This is a genomic window from Streptomyces cyaneochromogenes (assembly GCF_003963535.1).
GTDB lineage: Bacteria > Actinomycetota > Actinomycetes > Streptomycetales > Streptomycetaceae > Streptomyces > Streptomyces shaanxiensis.
This window is the reverse complement of sequence record NZ_CP034539.1, coordinates 2,594,458-2,610,425: the sequence shown is the minus strand read 5'-3', so window position 1 is coordinate 2,610,425 and position 15,968 is coordinate 2,594,458. Positions and strand designations below refer to the sequence as shown.

Annotated in this window: 13 protein-coding genes and 1 pseudogene; 9 read left to right on the top strand and 5 right to left on the bottom strand. The window is 72.2% G+C overall.

Translation table 11 applies throughout. The features are described 5' to 3' along the window. The first annotated feature begins 74 nt into the window (after positions 1–74). Positions 75–818 carry a thioesterase II family protein gene (locus EJ357_RS11615; RefSeq protein ID WP_175647369.1) on the top strand — a complete coding sequence of 248 codons (744 nt, stop codon included), beginning with the start codon at positions 75–77 and terminating at the stop codon, positions 816–818. Then, complete coding sequence (locus tag EJ357_RS11610) at positions 815–2,287, top strand: MFS transporter (RefSeq protein ID WP_126391248.1); 1,473 nt, start codon at positions 815–817, stop codon at positions 2,285–2,287. Before EJ357_RS11615 ends, EJ357_RS11610 begins: the two co-directional genes overlap by 4 nt. 49 nt (positions 2,288–2,336) lie before the next feature. Here the strand turns inward: EJ357_RS11610 and EJ357_RS11605 are convergent, their stop codons facing one another. Next, positions 2,337–3,011 carry a GntR family transcriptional regulator gene (locus EJ357_RS11605; protein ID WP_126391246.1) on the bottom strand — a complete coding sequence of 225 codons (675 nt, stop codon included), beginning with the start codon at positions 3,009–3,011 and terminating at the stop codon, positions 2,337–2,339. A gap of 151 nt (positions 3,012–3,162) precedes the next feature. Here EJ357_RS11605 and EJ357_RS11600 point away from each other — a divergent pair, with 151 nt between their 5' ends. After that, complete coding sequence (locus tag EJ357_RS11600; RefSeq protein WP_126391244.1) at positions 3,163–4,656, top strand: NCS1 family nucleobase:cation symporter-1; 1,494 nt, start codon at positions 3,163–3,165, stop codon at positions 4,654–4,656. Between the two features lie 5 nt (positions 4,657–4,661). Beyond that, positions 4,662–5,381 carry an aspartate/glutamate racemase family protein gene (locus tag EJ357_RS11595; protein WP_126391242.1) on the top strand — a complete coding sequence of 240 codons (720 nt, stop codon included), beginning with the start codon at positions 4,662–4,664 and terminating at the stop codon, positions 5,379–5,381. 54 nt (positions 5,382–5,435) lie between these two features. Here the strand turns inward: EJ357_RS11595 and EJ357_RS49275 are convergent, their stop codons facing one another. From EJ357_RS49275 to EJ357_RS11585, 3 genes and pseudogenes are all read right to left on the bottom strand, one after another. After that, entirely contained in the window at positions 5,436–5,903 is a 468-nt protein-coding gene (locus tag EJ357_RS49275) for a GNAT family N-acetyltransferase (RefSeq protein WP_228473164.1), read from the bottom strand. Between the two features lie 87 nt (positions 5,904–5,990). Further along, positions 5,991–6,323: pseudogene (locus EJ357_RS49270) on the bottom strand (RidA family protein); the annotation flags it as partial. 123 nt (positions 6,324–6,446) lie between these two features. Further along, positions 6,447–7,145, bottom strand: a complete 699-nt coding sequence (locus tag EJ357_RS11585; protein WP_228473028.1) for a hypothetical protein — start codon at positions 7,143–7,145, stop codon at positions 6,447–6,449. Positions 7,146–7,280: 135 nt separating this feature from the next. Between EJ357_RS11585 and EJ357_RS11580 the strand changes: the two genes are divergently transcribed. The 3 genes from EJ357_RS11580 (at position 7,281) to EJ357_RS48215 (ending at position 10,327) form a co-directional block, all read left to right on the top strand. After that, on the top strand, positions 7,281–8,066 hold the full coding sequence (locus tag EJ357_RS11580; RefSeq protein WP_126391238.1) for a nucleotidyltransferase domain-containing protein: 786 nt from the start codon (positions 7,281–7,283) through the stop codon (positions 8,064–8,066). Between the two features lie 170 nt (positions 8,067–8,236). Further along, positions 8,237–9,190: a serine/threonine-protein kinase gene (locus EJ357_RS11575; protein WP_126391236.1), complete on the top strand. Its 954-nt coding sequence runs from the start codon at positions 8,237–8,239 to the stop codon at positions 9,188–9,190. A 291-nt stretch (positions 9,191–9,481) separates the two neighbouring features. Then, entirely contained in the window at positions 9,482–10,327 is an 846-nt protein-coding gene (locus EJ357_RS48215; RefSeq protein WP_175647368.1) for a hypothetical protein, read from the top strand. A 484-nt stretch (positions 10,328–10,811) separates the two neighbouring features. On the opposite strand, the gene EJ357_RS11565 is transcribed toward EJ357_RS48215, so the two are convergent. After that, entirely contained in the window at positions 10,812–13,259 is a 2,448-nt protein-coding gene (locus EJ357_RS11565; protein ID WP_126391234.1) for a SpoIIE family protein phosphatase, read from the bottom strand. 302 nt (positions 13,260–13,561) lie between these two features. Here EJ357_RS11565 and EJ357_RS11560 point away from each other — a divergent pair, with 302 nt between their 5' ends. Continuing rightward, on the top strand, positions 13,562–13,816 hold the full coding sequence (locus EJ357_RS11560) for a response regulator transcription factor (RefSeq protein WP_126391232.1): 255 nt from the start codon (positions 13,562–13,564) through the stop codon (positions 13,814–13,816). A 166-nt stretch (positions 13,817–13,982) separates the two neighbouring features. Continuing rightward, a complete protein-coding gene (locus EJ357_RS11555; protein WP_126391230.1) occupies positions 13,983–15,932 on the top strand; it encodes an FUSC family protein in 1,950 nt (649 codons plus the stop codon). Positions 15,933–15,968: the final 36 nt, after the last annotated feature.

Sequence of the window (15,968 nt, the reverse complement as noted above, 5' to 3'; positions counted from 1 at the left end):
CGCACCGGAACCCGCCAACGCCGCTCAGGCCCGCCCCCGCCCACCCGCCGACCAGCCCGATGAGGACCGCTCCCGTGCCCGCACCCGTCCTGCTCGACCGCCGTCCCGAGGCGGCCGTTCGCCTGTACTGCCTGCCGCCCGGCGGTTCCGGTCCGGAGTTCTACCAGCTCTGGGCCGACCTGCTGCCGCCCGCCGTCGAGCCGTACACCGTCGCCCTGCCCGGCCGTGGCGACCGCCGTGAGGAACCGTCGGTGACCGACCTGAGCGCACTCGTCGCCGCGCTCGCCTCGCTCACCGGCGACGACGCCGACCCGCGGCCCTTCGCGCTGTTCGGGCACAGCCTCGGCGCCCTGCTCGCCTACGAGACCGCGCGTCGCCTCGGCCGCACCGGCCGCCGCGAGCCCGTACTCGTCGCGCTCTCCGCCCTTCCCGCGCCCCATCAGGGGGACCTCGACAAGCTCCTGGCCACGCTGCTGATGTCGGGCATCGACGCCTTCACCGACATCGTGGGGCCCGTCCCCGCCGAACTCCTCGAGGACCCGGTGACCGTGACCCGCCTGTGCACGCCGTTCCTCGCCGACCTGGTCCTCGCCCTGCACCACCGCCACCAGGACGAACCGCCCCTGGAGATGTCCCTCGCCCTGTACGGAGGCGCCGCGGACCCCCTCGTTCCGCCGGAGCTCCTGGAGCGCTGGAACGACCTGTTCACGACCCCCGCGACGCCCTGCCTCTTCGCCGGACGCCATACCTATCCGCAGGACCAGGCCCCCGATCTGGCGCGGCAGCTCGCCAAGGACCTGCAGACCGCGGCCCGATGACCGGCGACCGTGAGCGCCGGGCGGCCGCCGCCGTCGTCTGTCTCGGCCTGTTCCTGCTCGGCATGGACCTGACCGTCCTCAACGTCGCCGTGCCCGATCTGCAGCGCGACCTGAACCCCTCCATGGCCCAGGTCCAGTGGATCGTCGACGCGTACGCCCTGGTCCTCGGCGGCCTCGTGCTGACTGCCGGAGCCCTCACCGACCGGATCGGCCGGCGCCGCGCCTTCATGACCGGCCTCGCCGTGTGCGGCGCCGCCTCCGCGTTCGGAGCCCTCGCCGAGGAGCCGGGCCTGGTCCTCGCCGCGCGCTGCGGCATGGGGGCCGGGGCGGCGCTGCTCATGCCCGCCACCCTGTCGATCATCAGCAACCTCTTCACCGAACCCGCGGCGCGGCGCCGGGCGATCGCCCTGTGGGCCGCGGTCCTCGGCCTGGGCGGCATGACGGGACCGGTGCTCGGCGGCGCCCTCGTCGAGGGCTTCTCCTGGCGGGCCGGGTTCTGGGTGAACGTGCCGCTGGTGGCCGTGACCCTGGTCCTCACCCTGCGCGTCGTACCGGCGACCGGATCCGGTCGTACCCCGCGTCACGAAGGCGAGCGCGTCGACCTCCCGGGCGCGGTGCTGTCGGCCTGCGGACTGCTCACGTTCGTCTGGGCGGTGATCGAGAGCCCGGCGCAGGGGTGGACGAGCGCCCCGGTGCTGTCCGGGTTCGCCCTGGCCACCGCCCTGCTGACGGCGTTCGTCGTGCACGAGAGGCGCCGCGCCGAGGCCGCGATGCTGCCCCTGTCCCTGCTGCGGCTGCCCGGCGTGGTGCGCGGTGCCTTGTCCCTGGCACTGCTGTCCTTCGCGTTGTACGGAGCGCTGTTCGTGATCACCCTCTATCTGCAAGGCGTCCTGGGCTACACCCCCTGGCAGGCCGGCGTACGCACGCTGCCCCTGGCCGCGGCCCTCGCCGCGGGCTCGCTCGCGACGCCGTCGCTGATGGCCCGCCATGGCGCACGGAAGCCGATCGCGGCCGGACTCGCCCTCGTCACCGTCGCCTTCGCGGTGCTGGCCCACACCGGGGCGGCTTCCGGCTACGGGCGTCTGATGGTCTTCGAAGTCGTCGCCGGACTGGGCGCCGGCCTGGTCGCGGCCGCAGGGACGGAGGCCGTCATGGGCGCGGTCCCGCTGTCCCGGGCCGGACTGGGGTCGGCCGTGAACGACGCCACCCGTCAGGTCGGGGCCGCCCTGGGCGTCGCCGTCCAGGGCTCCGTCCTCAGCACGGTGATCACCGACCGTCTCGGCGCCGCGGTCTCGGCGGCCGGCCCGGCCGCCGTCCTGGCACCGTCCCCGGCCGCCCGGCAGGCGTTCGTCGACGGCCTCACGGCGACGGCCCTGACCGCGGGGGCGGTCACCCTGGCGGCCACGCTCGCGGTCATTCCGTGGCGCGGCGTGCTGCCGCACGGCACGACGTCCCGTGAGGGGCTCTGACCTCCACGGCTCCGCCTTGGCCAACCTCCCGGCCCTTCCTCGGCCGCCTCTACGGCCCTTCCTCGGCCGCGTCCTCCCCGAAGAGCTGCCGTACCGTCGACCGGTAGTTGGTCTGCACGTGCGCGAGGGCGTGCGCGCGGGCACGGGCCGGGTCGCCGGAGGCGATCGCCTCGTACAACTCCCGGTGCTCCACGAGGAGTTGGGGCCACTCCTCGTTGCGCCGGGTCATCCAGCGCAGACGGCCCGCGACAGGCTCCAGGGCCTCCAGCAGCAGGCTGTTGCGCGCCATGGCCACGATGCGGTCGTGCAGCCGGCTGTTGACGTCCGTGATCGCTTCCGCGTCCCCGGCCTCGGTGGCGGTGGCCGCCTGGTCGAGGAGCCGCTCGACCTCGGCCAGGTCCTCCGGCGTGGCCCGTGCCGCGGCGAGCCCGGCCGCGTACACCTCCAAGGCCTCGCGCAGTTCGAAGAGCTCCTTGACGTCGGCCGGGGTCAGCCTGCGCACGACCGTACGGCGGGCCGACTCGAAGTGGACGAAGCCCTCGACGACCAGCGCCCGGATCGCCTCGCGGACCGGCACGCGCGAGACCCCGAGGCGCTCGGCCAGCTCCCGCTCGACGAGCCGGTCACCCGGCCGGAGGCGGCCCGCGATGATGTCCTGCCGCAGGGTCGCCAGGACGCGTTCCCGTACCGCGCCCAGGGGTTCGATCTTCGTCGTCGAGCTCATGGGGCCATCTTCGCCGACTCCGGGTGTGATTTACGGAGCGTTAACAAGAGCGACATCGGTCAGAACTGTTGACGGGAGGACTATGTCGGCAGTTTGGTATACCAAACACCCCTCCATAAGCAGTCCTCCGTCCCCGGCTCCTGGAGGCCCCGTGTCCCTCGCCGACCGTGCCGAAGTCACCGGCACGCCAGCGTTCGTCCCCGATCCCCGGCTCACCAACGAAGACCTCGCGCCCGCGGGCAAGCGCAACTGGAAGGTCTTCGACCTCTTCGCCATGTGGATGTCCGACGTCCACAACCTCGGCAACTACACGTTCGCGGCCGGTCTGCTGGTCCTCGGCATGAACGTGTGGCAGGTCTTCACGTCCCTGCTCGTCGGCTTCGTGATCATCTACATCGGCATGAACTGGATGGGGAAGATCGGCCAGCGCCACGGCGTCCCGTTCCCCGTGGTCAGCCGCATCAGCTTCGGCGTCTGGGGCGCCAACATCCCGGCGCTGATCAGGGCCGTCATCGCCATCATGTGGTACGGCATCCAGACCTATCTGGCCTCCGTCGCCGTCAACATCATGCTGCTGGCCGCCTGGCCGGGCCTGGAGTCCTGGACGCACAACTCCTTCCTGGGCCTGCACCAGCTCGGCTGGTGCACCTTCATCGCCCTGTGGCTGATCCAGGCGGCGATCATCAGCCAGGGCATGGAGTCGGTGCGCAAGTTCCAGGACTTCTGCGGCCCGGCGATCTGGATCGTGATGATCGCCCTCGCGGTCTGGATCCTCGCCAAGGCCGGCTGGACGATCTCGCTCACCTCGACCCCCAACCCGGTCTCGGTCGGCGAGCAGTGGCGGCAGTGGTTCGGCGCGGTCGGGCTGATCCTCGCCACGTACGGCACGCTGATGCTCAACTTCTGCGACTTCTCCCGCTTCTCGCCCGACTACAAGACCGTCAAGCGCGGCAACTTCTGGGGCCTGCCCATCAACTCGACGGCGTTCGTGGTCGTCTCGGTCATCGTCACGGCGGGCTCGATCGAGGTGTTCGGCAAGGCCATCACCGAACCGGCCTACCTGGTCGCCGAGATCGGCAACACCTGGGTGCTGGTGGTCGGAGCGCTGACCTTCGCCATCGCCACCATGGGCGTCAACATCGTCGCCAACTTCGTCTCACCGGCGTACGACCTGGCCAACGTCTGGCCGCAGAAGATCTCCTTCAAGGTCGGCGGCATGATCAGCACGGTCGCCGCGCTGGTCGTGACCCCGTGGAACCTCTTCTCGAACCCGACGGTCGTGAACTACTTCCTGGGCGGTCTGGGCGCCTTCCTGGGCCCGCTGTTCGGTGTGATCATGGTCGACTACTACCTGGTCAAGCGCGGCCGCGTGGACGTGAACGAACTGTTCGACGCCACCCCCGGTTCCCGCTACTACTACCGCAAGGGCGTCAACCCCAAGGCGCTGTGGGCGTTCCTGCCGGCCGCCGGGGTCTCGGCGGTGCTGGCACTGGTCGGGACGTTCAGCGACGTGGCGCCGTACTCGTGGTTCATCGGCACGGCGATGGGCGCGGGCCTGTACCTGGTGCTGTGCCGCGATGAGCGCGCCGAGTCCGCCGCCGGGTCCGGTACCGGGTCCACCGAATCCACGTCCCAGGAGGTCTGAAGGACGTGCGGATCGTCGTCACCAACTGCAACACCACGCAGGAGATGACCGAGGAGATCGTACGAGGTGCCCGGGCCGCGGCAGGTCCGGGCACCACCGTGCTCGGGCTCACCCCCGCGTGGGGACCCGAGTCGGCGGAGGGCTGGCTCGACAGCTACCTCTCGGCCGCGGCGGTGATCGACACGCTGCGCAGGTACGACGGTCCCCGCTACGACGCCGTCGTCATGGCGGGCTTCGGGGAGCACGGGCGTGAGGGCGTCCGCGAGCTGGTGGACGTGCCGGTCGTCGACATCACGGAGGCGGCCGCGCATCTGGCCTGCCTGCTCGGGCGGCGGTACGGCGTCGTGACCACGCTGGAGCGGTCGTGCGGGCAGATCGAGGACAGTCTGGAGCTGGCGGGGGTGGGGCGGAACTGTGCCGCCGTGGTCGGTACGGGGCTCGGGGTGCTGGAGTTGGAAGACGGCGAGCGCACGGAATCCGCCTTCCTGGCCGCCGCAGAACGGGCGCGGGACGCCGGCGCCGAGGTCCTGGTACTCGGGTGCGCCGGGATGACCGGTCTGCAGCGGGTGGTGGGGGAGAAGCTGGGGGTTCCGGTCGTCGACGGGGTGGCGGCGGCCGTCAAACTCGCCGAGTCCCTGGTCGCGTTGGGGCTGACGACGAGTCGAACCGGTGGGTATGCGAAGCCGTTGCCGAAGCGGCGCGCTTGGGGGGCTGCTTCGGCGTGACCGACGGGCCTGGGGCAGGGCGGTTCAGGGGCGGCCGACGGGCCTGGGACTCGCTCAGGTCTGTTCAGGACGGTCCGGACTCCACACGTACCGCACGTCCGGCTCCCGCTCCTCGTTCCCGCTGCCGTCCGTGCGCTCGACGGCGACGAAGCCGTGCCGCTCGTAGAAGCGGTGGGCGGGCTTGTTGACCTGGAAGGTCCACAGGGCCAGACCGCCCGGTCTGCGACGCTTGGCGAGGTCGACGAAGCGGTCGCCGATGCCGCGGCCGCGCCAGTCGGGGTCGAGGTAGAGCTGGGAGAGCTGGTCGTCGTCGAGCACCATGAGACCGACGACGCGGTCGGCGGCCTCGGCCACCCAGGTCTCCATCAGGGGCACCACCACCTCGCGGAAGTACGTCCGCACCTCGTCGTCCGAGCGCGGCCGGACGACCGTGGGCAGCGCGGCGGCGAACGACCGCAGCCAGAGGTCGGCCACGGCACCGGCGTCGGTCGCCGTGGCGCGGCGGAGTGTGACCGGGGTCATGGCCGCGCTCCCTCCGTCCCCCTCGGGAACGACGGCCGTGGCCGTGATCTCCACCAGCTGTCCCGTGTATCCGAGGCAGGCCACCCCGAGAAGCGTCGACGAGTGAGGACCGGCGCTCAGCCCGGACGCCTCGACGACCTCCCAGACGGCGGACAGCACCGCCGTCTCACCGCTCACGACGTACACGTCGGTCGACACCACGTGCGCCAAGTCGCTGCCGACCGCGCGCAGTTGCTCCTCCAGATTGGCTATCACCTGCTCGGCCTGCCGTACGGGGTCCCCTTCCCCCACGAGGTTCCCCTCGGCGTCGAGGGGCACGGACCCGGCGAGGAAGGCGAGCTTCGTACCGGCCTCGACGACGGAGGCGTGGGAGTAGGTGGGCGGTGGGAAGAGGGCGGGGGAGGTGACGCGAGGGATCATGCGGGCTCCTGAGCGGTACGGCGGCGGCGAGGTCGACGGCCAACCCGCCGATCATGTGTGCCCGCACCGCCACGCGCATCCGAATTTCCCCGACGGTCCGGTGGCTCCGGCCCGCACCCCCGTTCACCGGTCTCCCAGCCGGCGTTCGCACTCCCGGGCAAGGTCCGGGTAGGCCTTGGCGATGGCCGCGTAGATGCGGCCGCGCAGCAGCTCCTCGGCCGCCGCGCGGCCCGTGCGTCCGTACAGCTCGTCCAGGACCTCGTCGCAGCGGGTCAGCCGATGCCGCAGGTAGTCCACCTTCCAGCGGTCGAGGGCGCCGGACTCGGCCCGCTCGAGCGTGATGGGCGCCGCGACATGCCCCCGGCGCCACAGCACCCGCTCCTCGTCCCGGCGGTTGCGGTGTTCGACCGCCAGCGCAGCCAGCCGTTCCGGGGGCAGCCGCGGTACCTCGATGGGCTCCGCCGCGATCCGCGCCAGCACCTCGCGCCGCCTGCGCAGAGCCGCGGCCCGCGCGGCGGCGGACCGCCGCGCGGCAACCGCCGAGGCGGCCCGGAACTCCTCGCTCCGCTCGGCGGCTTCGACGCGCTCGACGCCGTAGAGGCGGGTCCGCGGGGCGGAGCGGAAGTGGGGATGGGAGCGCAGCAGGTCGGGATCGCCGAGGAGTTGGCGAATCATCGCGGGAGTCCACCCTCGGGCCCGCAGTCCGGCCGCGGAGAGGTGGGTGCGGATGGTGGGCTGCTGCGGGTCATGCGGGTCATGCGGTTCCCGCGGTTCATGCGGGTCCTGGGTCTGGCCCCCTGGACCCTTCTCGTACGTCGTCATCACTGCTTCCCCCGTTTTCGTGACACTGAGTGACGGCTTCATTGATAACGCGTGCCACTGACAACGGGCCGACAGGCCGAGGCCGGCGCGCGTAATTGCCTGGAGGCGCGGCGCAGGGCTACGTACGCTGCGCCCATGCCCACCCCCGACGACCCCACCTTCCTCGCCACCGTCACCGACCGCCTGGCCGCCCTCCCCACCGTCCGCGCCGTCGCCCTCGGCGGCTCACGCGCCCAGGGCACACACCGGGCCGACAGCGACTGGGATCTGGCGATCTACTACCGGGGCGCCTTCGACCCCGCCGAACTCCGGGCGGTCGGCTGGGAAGGCGAGGTCTGCGAGGTCGGCGGCTGGGGTGGCGGTGTCTTCAACGGGGGTGCGTGGCTGACGATCGACGGGCGGCGCGTGGACGTCCACTACCGTGATCTCGACGTGGTGGAACGGGAGTTGGCGGAGGCGGAGGAGGGGCGGTTCCGGGTGGAGCCGTTGCTGTTCCATCTCGCCGGGATTCCCAGCTACTTGGTCGTCGCGGAGCTGGCCGTCAACCACGTACTGCGGGGTGAACTCCCGCGTCCGGCGGCGTATCCGGAGAAGCTGCGCCGCACGGCGCCCGAGCGCTGGTACGGCACCGCCCGAGCCACCCTTGCCTACGCCAAGGCCAACCACGCTCCGGCGGGCCGCCTCACCGAACTCGCGGGCGCGCTCGCCACGGCAGCCGCGCAGACCGGACACGCGGTGCTGGCGGCACGGGGCGAGTGGGTGACGAATGAGAAGAGGCTGCTGGAGCGGGCGGGGCTGCGGGATGTCGACGCGGTCATCGGTTCCCTGGGTGCCCGACGCGATCGGATGGGCCGGGCGGTCGCCGAAGCGGAGAAGCTCTTCGAGCAGGTGATGGAGAGGGCGGCGGCGTCGCGCCCGTGACCGCCCGCTCCGCCTCCCCGCAGGCTTCCTGAGCTGCTGTTCCCGCCGGGATGTGGCCGGTCGGGCGGGAGCGCAGGACAATTGTGGATGAACAGGATTTGCCGGTTGGGCGATGCGTCTGTGGGGCGCCGGTGGCATGAGGGCCGGTGCTGTGCGGATGGGGGCATGCGATGGCTGCGGGACTGATCGGGGCGCAGATCGCGGGCTACCAGGTGGAGTGCGAGCTGGGCCGCGGCGGCATGGCCGTGGTGTACCGGGCGAGGGATCTGCGGCTGGAGCGCACGGTGGCGCTGAAGCTGCTGACCCCGGACATGGTCCGCAACGACACCTTCCGCCGCCGTTTCGCGCACGAGCAACGGGTCGCCGCGGCGCTCGACCATCCGCACGTGGTGCCGATCTTCGAGGCCGGTGAGACGGACGGCGTCCTGTACATCGCCATGCGCTACGTCCCGGGGCTGGATCTGCGCGCACTCCTCGACCGGGAGGGCCCCCTGCAGGTCGACACCGCGCTGCGCATCGCCGCACAGGTGGCGTCCGCCCTGGACGCGGCCCATGAGCACGATCTGGTGCACCGGGACGTCAAGCCCGGCAATGTGCTGTTGGCCCGGGGCACGGACAGTGACCACCCCGAGCATGTCTATCTCACGGATTTCGGGCTGACGAAGAAGTCGCTGTCGCTGACGGGGTTCACGTCCGTGGGCGAGTTCGTCGGCACGCTCGACTATGTGGCCCCGGAGCAGATCGCGGGCCGCCCCGTGGACGGCAGGTGCGATCTGTACAGCCTCGCCTGCGTCGTCTACGAAACCCTCGCGGGCGGGCCGCCTTTCCAGCGGGACGACAGCATGGAACTGCTGTGGGCCCACCAGTACGACCAGCCGCCCGCCCTGAGTGAGCGGCGACCGGGTACGCCGCCGGAGATGGACGAGGTGGTGGCCCGGGCCCTGGCCAAGGTTCCCGAGGATCGGTACGACTCCTGCCTGGAGTTCGTGGCGGCGTTGCGCGCCGCGGTGCACGTCGCCCGGCCGGCCGCGCATCCGCCGGCCCGGGCGGAGCGGACTGTCGGGCTGCCTCCTGACCCGCCCCCGTGGGCCCGGCCGGTCTTTGTGTGCCGGGCCGGTCACTGAGCGGGGCCGTGCGGGGCCGTGTGAGGCCGGGTGGCGTCGAGACGGACAACTCCGCGCGAATATCGGCTAGTTGGCACGGGCCACCGTCGCTCTGCCTGCCCTGCCCAAGGGCGACCTGCCCATCGCCTCCGCGAGCTACCCGACGGCCTCGGGCCTGTCAAGTCCCGAGCCCTCGGAACATGACCTGGCCAGACGATTCCCGCCTACTGGAAGTGCAAGGCCTCACCGGAACACACCGGAGAAAACGAGGCACCGGGGTACGGATCAGTGCCTTTCACTTCAGGAGGAATCGTGGACTCTACGACCCGCACTCGTGACAACGCCCGTTCCAAGCGTCGACTGACCCTGGCCACGGCAGCGGCGGCGGCCGCGGCCGTCGGCGGAGCCATCATCCTGCCGGCCGCCACGGCGACGGCGGCCCCGGCGTCCCAGACCTCGGTGGAGGCCATGGCGTCCCACCACAAGGACAAGCACAAGGACAAGGGCAAGGACAAGCACAAGGAAAAGGAAAAGAACTACTGCTGGAGCAAGGAGCACAAGGACTACAAGGAGCACGAGAAGAAGGGTAAGAAGCACGACGAGAAGTACTTCTGCTGGGCGTTCGGCAAGAAGTTCTACTGGGAAGAGAAGTACGAGATCTACTACGTGGTGATAAAGCACGTAAAGAAGTACTTCTGGGAAAGCTGCAAGGACTACTACTTCTTCGAGAAGCACCGTTACGACGACTACTGGAAGAACAAGTACAAGGACGAGCACTTCTGGGAGGACGAGGAGCACTGGAAGGAGGAGGGCTGGGTCGACGACCACCACGAGGAGGTCGAGGACAAGGACGAGCACGAGGAGGGCGACGAGGCCAAGCCCGACGACGAGACGAAGCCGGACGACGAGACGAAGCCGGACGACGAGGCCAAGCCGGACGACGAGGCCAAGCCGGACGACGAGGCCAAGCCGGACGACGAGGCCGAGCCCGTCGAGCCTCCGGTCGAGGAGGAGCCGGTTGAGCCGGTCGACCCTCCGGCCGAGGAGGAGCCGGTTGAGCCGGTCGAGCCTCCGGCCGCCGAGGAGCCGGTCGACCCTCCGGTCGAGGAGCAGCCGGCCGAGCCGGTCGAGCCCCCGGTGGAGGAGCCGGTCCTCTGAGGAGGACGGCGGGCCACGACGCCCACTGCGACGGGGTGAAAGCCAAATGCGGCCTTCACCCCGTCTCCTTTTCCGCCGCCTCAATTTCTCGGCCGCCCCGATTTCCGCCTCCCCCCAATCTCCCCCCAATCCGAAATCTCCCCGAAAGGATTCGGCCCTCATGCCCGCACGGTTCTGGCAGCGAGACCACGCTCAGACGGCACACCCGCGCACCATCGCCCCCAGGGCTGCCCGCACCCCTTCGTCTTCGTCCGCTCGGTCGGCTCGCGGGGCGTTCCGGCCCGCCGACCGGATCCGACGAGGTGCCGCGTGGCTGTCACCGGCACTCCGGCCGCCACGCGAAAGGGCGCCGCCCCTCTGGTCGGTCTCCTTGCTGACGACGGTGCCATGCCGCGGGTGCGCTGCGCTCGCGGCATACCGCTGTCCGCGCCGCCGCCGCTGTCTCCGCACGCCAGGTCTCCGGCGCCCGGGCTCGGTGTGCCTCTCAGCCCGGGGCGAGGAACTGCTCGGCCCAGACGGTCTTGCCGGTGGCCTCGTGCCGGGTGCCCCAGCGCTGGGCGAGCTGGGCGACCAGCAGCAGGCCTCGTCCTCCCTCGTCGAAGACCCGGGCTCGGCGCAGGTGCGGGGCGGTGCTGCTGGAGTCGAAGACCTCGCAGATGAGGGTGCGGCCCTCATGGATCAGCCGCAGCCGGACGGGCTCGCGGCCGTAGCGCAGGGCGTTGGTGACCAACTCGCTGACGACGAGTTCGGTCACGAACCCGGCCTCCTCCAGGTTCCATGTGGCCAACTGGTCGGCGGCCAGCCGGCGTGCCTGGGCGACGACCGTGGGATCGAAGGTCAGCTCCCAGGTGGCGACCCGGTCGGCGCCGAGGCAGCGGGTGCGGGCGACGAGCAGGGCGACGTCGTCGTCCGGCGGGTGGGTCAGCATGGCGGTCAGGAGCCGGTCGCAGACGGCGTCCGGCGTCGAGGCTGGGCGGGCGAGGGTGGCGAACATCTTGTCCAGGGCCTCGTCGATGTCGTGGTCGCGCGCCTCGAGCAGACCGTCGGTGTACAGGGCGATCAGGCTGCCTTCGGCCAGTTCGGTCTCGACGGTCTCGAACGGCAGGCCGCCCAGGCCCAGGGGCGGGCCGGGCGGGACGTCGAGGAAGCGGACCGTGCCGTCGGGGCCGACCACGGCGGGCGGCGGGTGACCGGCCCGGGCCAGTGTCAGGTGGCGGGAGATCGGGTCGTAGACCGCGTACAGACAGGTGGTGCCGATGCCCGCGGCGCCCTGTACGGCCTCCTGGGGCCCGGCCTCTTCGGCGGACAGGTGCACCACGAGATCGTCGAGGTGGGTCAGCAGTTCATCGGGCGGCATGTCGACGTCGGCCAGCGTGCGCACGGCGGTGCGCACCCGGCCCATGGTCGCCGACGCGCGTATGCCGTGGCCGACCACATCGCCCACCACCAGGGCCACCCGGGAGCCCGACAGCGGGATCACGTCGAACCAGTCTCCGCCCACCCCCGCCCGGCCACCGGCCGGCAGGTAACGGGTGGCGACGTCCAGGGCCTGCTGGTCCGACAAGGTCTGCGGCAGCAGGCTGCGCTGCAGGGTCACGGTGGTGGTGTGCTCCCGACCGCGTCGCCGGGCCCCGTGGATGGCCTCGGCCGCCGTGCCCACCAGTTGCTCGCCCAGCCACATGTCGTCCGCGTCGAAGGGCTCCCGGCGCCGGTGACGGCCCAGCAGCACCGCCCCGAGGATGCCGCTGCGGGCGCGCAACGGCACCACCATCAGCGACTGCACCTCCGCCCGGCCGATCCAGGCGGCCTGCGGATCCTCGTCCGCCCACCGGGCGATGGCCGGCTCACCCGCCGCGTACACGGTCGCCTTCCCCTCGGCCACGCACCGGGTCACCGGCGAGGCGGCCGGGTAGCGCACCGAGTCGCCCCTCGTGGCGAGAACGCCCGTGTCGCCGAGGACGGACCGCACCGCGACACGGTTCAACCGCACCCTCCCCGTCGGCCCGGCCCCGACAGTGTCCGCCCCGCCGCCGTGCCAGAAGTCCTCCAAGACCTCGACGGCGACGAAGTCCGCCACCGCGGGCACCACGACCTCGGCCAGTTCCTGGGCCGTGCGCTCGGCGTCCTCGGTGGTGCCGATACGGGCCTGGCCCTGCAGCAGCATCCGCTGCCGGGCCGGGTACGCCCCCGCCGTGGGGTGCGCCACCAGGCACACCGCACGCGCCGGGGCGTCGGCCGCCTCCAGTGGCGCGAGCGGCGCCAGCGACGCCGGCCAGGCGCCCTCCGTACCCACACCCCCGGGCCCGATCAGATCCGCGACATGCTGCACTCCGCCCCCCTCCAGCACCAGCCGCATCGCCGCTTCGGCCCGATCGCTCGACGGATGCGGCGCGAGCTCCGACAGCCGCCACCCGCGCATCTCCTCCTCGCTCAGCGACAGCGCGCCCTCCAGTACGGCATTCGCTCCCACCAGCCGCAGATCCGGGTCGAAGACCCCGACGATGCAGGGCAGCTGGCGCAGCACCCACTCCCCGAACACGCCACCCCTCGGCAGCACCTCGCCGGGCATCGTCGTCGGCCCGCCGGCCGCTCTCGCCACCACCAGCCACTCGGCCGCCGCGTCCCCGGAAGCCCGTCGGTGCGCCAGCAGCCGTTGCTGCAGGCGCCGGCCGTCCCGGTGTTGCAACAGCACCGTGCCGCTCCATCCCCGACGTCCGGCCGCGATCCGTCGCGCCCGCTCCCCGACGTCACCGGCCAGCAGGCGTGCCGCCGGATGCCCCACCACCTCCGCCGGTCCATAACCCAGCAGCCGCCCGGCCCCCTCGCTCCACCCCGTCACGATGCCCCGCTCGTCCACCGTGGCCGTGCACGCCCCCTGAGGATCAGCACCCGCCCGAGCCCACTCGCCGGAAGGGGAGGAAGGTCGCGCCATCACCGCTCCTCTGGCCGTTCACGTACCTGCGGCACCCCTAACCAGCGTGATGCTGAAGCGCGCCGACCACCAACCGGAAACCCCTCGCCCCCACGGCGGCTCCCGGCCTGAACAGGGCGGACAGTTGGCGGACTCCTGGGCGGAACCTTGCCTGTGACACGCCTGTGACAACGGGCGGACGCGGCGATGACGTTCTCCAGACATCGTCTTTACAAGAGACAAAAAGCAGTAATCGGGCATTCTCTTCAGCTTTCAAGGGTGCGAGCGGAGACGACCGAGCCGACCGCCGGAGAACACCCCCCATGAACCTCACTGCCACCCCCGTCGAAACCGCCACCGAGACCGCCACGGAGACCGCCACGGAGGCCGCCACGCTCGCCCCGCGCGAACGGGAGACCCTGCGCCACATCGCCTCAGGCCACACCTACCTCCAGACGGCTCGCCACATGGGGCTCTCGCAGCACACCGTCGACGCCTACCTCCGCCGCATCCGGGCCAAGTTCCAGGTCAACACCACCGCGGAACTCACGCGCCTCGCCATCGCCCTCGGCCTGTGAGCGATTGCGTTCATAAAGAACGTGGCTCTGCCAAGCATCGTCACATCCTCGAAATACGGGCGTCCCATCCTCTCCAGGACCGCGATCTACCGTGGGCACAGCAACCCACCGCCCGGCCACCGTCGCCCGAAGGCGCCCGCCCCGCCCTCGTCCTGACAGGAGCCCTGTGACCCGCCCCGCGGCCCCGACGTTCACCCTTCCGCCCTGGCTTGCCCACGCCCTGCGCGCCCAGCGCGGCCCGGTCCCCTGGAGCGCCGTCACACGAGGGGCGCTCGCCGCCGGGCCCCTCCTTCTCGCCGCGGTCCTCCTCGACCGCGTCTCCCTCGGCGTAGTCGCCGCCATCGCCGCCATGCTCGCCGGCATCAACGACCGCCCCGGCAGCCGCCGTGCCTCCGTCAAGCGGCTGGGGGCGCCCGCGCTGGCAGGGGCGGCCGGGATGTTCGTCGGGACGTACGCCGGGGATCACGCCGGGGCCGCTCCGCTCACCCTCCTCCTGACCGGCCTCGGGCTCTTCGCCGGTGGCATCAGCGCCGTCGGACCGGTGGCCTCCGGTGCCGGCACGCAGCTCCTCGTCGCGGCCGCCATCGGGGCCGGGATGCCGTTGCCCGAGAGCGTATGGCAGAGAGTGCTCGCCTATCTCGCCGGTGCCGCCTGGCTGCTCGCGCTGCGGTTGGCGCTTCCCACGCCCGGCTCCCTCGCCGGGGACTTCCGGTTCGACGGGGAGCGCGACGCGGTGGCGGGGGTGTACGACGCCGTCGCCGACCTGCTCGACGCGGTGGGGACCGACCGTGCCACCGCCCGCCGCGTCGCGCTCACCGCCGCCCTCGACCACGCGCAGGACGCCCTCACCGGACCGCGGCTGCGGCGCTACGCCTCCTCGTCCGCCGAGCGACGGCTGCACGCGCAGTACGCCGCCGCGCTGCCGCTCGCCGAGGCCGCCACCGCGCTCGCCTGGGCCGGGGAGGCCGCGCCGACCCGGGCTTCCGAGGGCCCACGCCGACTCGCCGCCGCCGTACGCGACAACACGCACACCGGACCCCTGCCCGCCCCGTCCCGCTGCGCGCCCGCGCTGCGCGCCCTCGACGACGCCCTGCTGCACGCCGCCGAGGCCTTCGACCAGGGCAGGGGCAACCGCGACCTGCACACCCGGCGCCGTACGGCAAGGGATCTTCTCCGGTCGGTGTTCGGGGCCGGCGGACGGGAGTACGGGCTGCGCGTCGCCCTCTGCTTCGGGGCCAGCGCCGGCATCGCCCAGGCCCTGCACCACACCCGGTGGTACGGGGAGCACGAGCACTGGTACTGGCTCCCCGCCACCGCCGTCTTCCTGGTCAAGCCCGACCTCGGGCCCCTCGCGTCGAGGGTGCTGTGCCGGGCCGCGGGCACGGTGCTCGGAGCACTCCTGTTCGCCGGGTTCGCGGCCGTACTGCCCCGGCCGGAAGGGCTCATCGCGCTCGTGGCTCTCAGCGGCGCCCTCATTCCCGTGGCCACCCGCCACTTCGCCGCCCAGACCGCGGTGGTGACCGTCCTCGTGCTCGCCCTGGTGATGGTCGGCGGCGAGCCGCAGGCCTCCGTGAGCCGGATCGGGGAGACGCTGCTGGCCTGCGCGATCGTCCTCGTCGTGGGGCATCTGCCGATGCCGGGGCAGCGCGGCGGGGGCGTACGGGCGCGGCTCGCCGCGGCGGGCGGTGCCGCCTACTCCTACCTCGCCCACGTTCTGCGGGAGTCCGACCGCCCCGCGCCGCGCGACTCCGACGCCCGACCCCTCCGCGCTTCCGGCGCCCACGACGTGGCGAGCGGCCACGACGCCCGCGCCGTCCGCTGGACCCTGCGCCGCGAGGCCTACCGCGCGCTCGCCGAGGCCCGTACCGCCATCGCGCTCGGCGCCGCCGAACTCCCCGCGCTCGCCCGGCACACCCAGGGCGCGGAGGAGGTCGTCGCCACCCTTGAACGGCTCGTCGACGCGACGACCGCGTGCGCCGTCCATCTCGACGACTCGGGTCGGCTCACGCCCTGGCACACCGAACGGCTCACCGAGCTGCTGGACGAGCTCGCGCAGGAGCGGGACCGGGTCGGGCTACGGATCCCCGAGGCTCCCGAGGTTCCCCTCGCCGGCTGACGTCGGCGCGGTGGCCCGCACGCGGACCAGGCCGCT

Bases quoted from the DNA above. Each gene is read 5' to 3' on its own strand.
- EJ357_RS11580 (WP_126391238.1), top strand. From the start codon at position 7,281: ATGCCCACCCCCGACGACCCCACCTTCCTCGCCACCGTCACCGACCGC.
- EJ357_RS11565 (WP_126391234.1), bottom strand. From the start codon at position 13,259: ATGGCGCGACCTTCCTCCCCTTCCGGCGAGTGGGCTCGGGCGGGTGCT.
- EJ357_RS11585 (WP_228473028.1), bottom strand. From the start codon at position 7,145: ATGACGACGTACGAGAAGGGTCCAGGGGGCCAGACCCAGGACCCGCAT.
- EJ357_RS49275 (WP_228473164.1), bottom strand. From the start codon at position 5,903: ATGACCCCGGTCACACTCCGCCGCGCCACGGCGACCGACGCCGGTGCC.
- EJ357_RS11575 (WP_126391236.1), top strand. From the start codon at position 8,237: ATGGCTGCGGGACTGATCGGGGCGCAGATCGCGGGCTACCAGGTGGAG.
- EJ357_RS11605 (WP_126391246.1), bottom strand. From the start codon at position 3,011: ATGAGCTCGACGACGAAGATCGAACCCCTGGGCGCGGTACGGGAACGC.
- EJ357_RS11560 (WP_126391232.1), top strand. From the start codon at position 13,562: ATGAACCTCACTGCCACCCCCGTCGAAACCGCCACCGAGACCGCCACG.
- EJ357_RS11610 (WP_126391248.1), top strand. From the start codon at position 815: ATGACCGGCGACCGTGAGCGCCGGGCGGCCGCCGCCGTCGTCTGTCTC.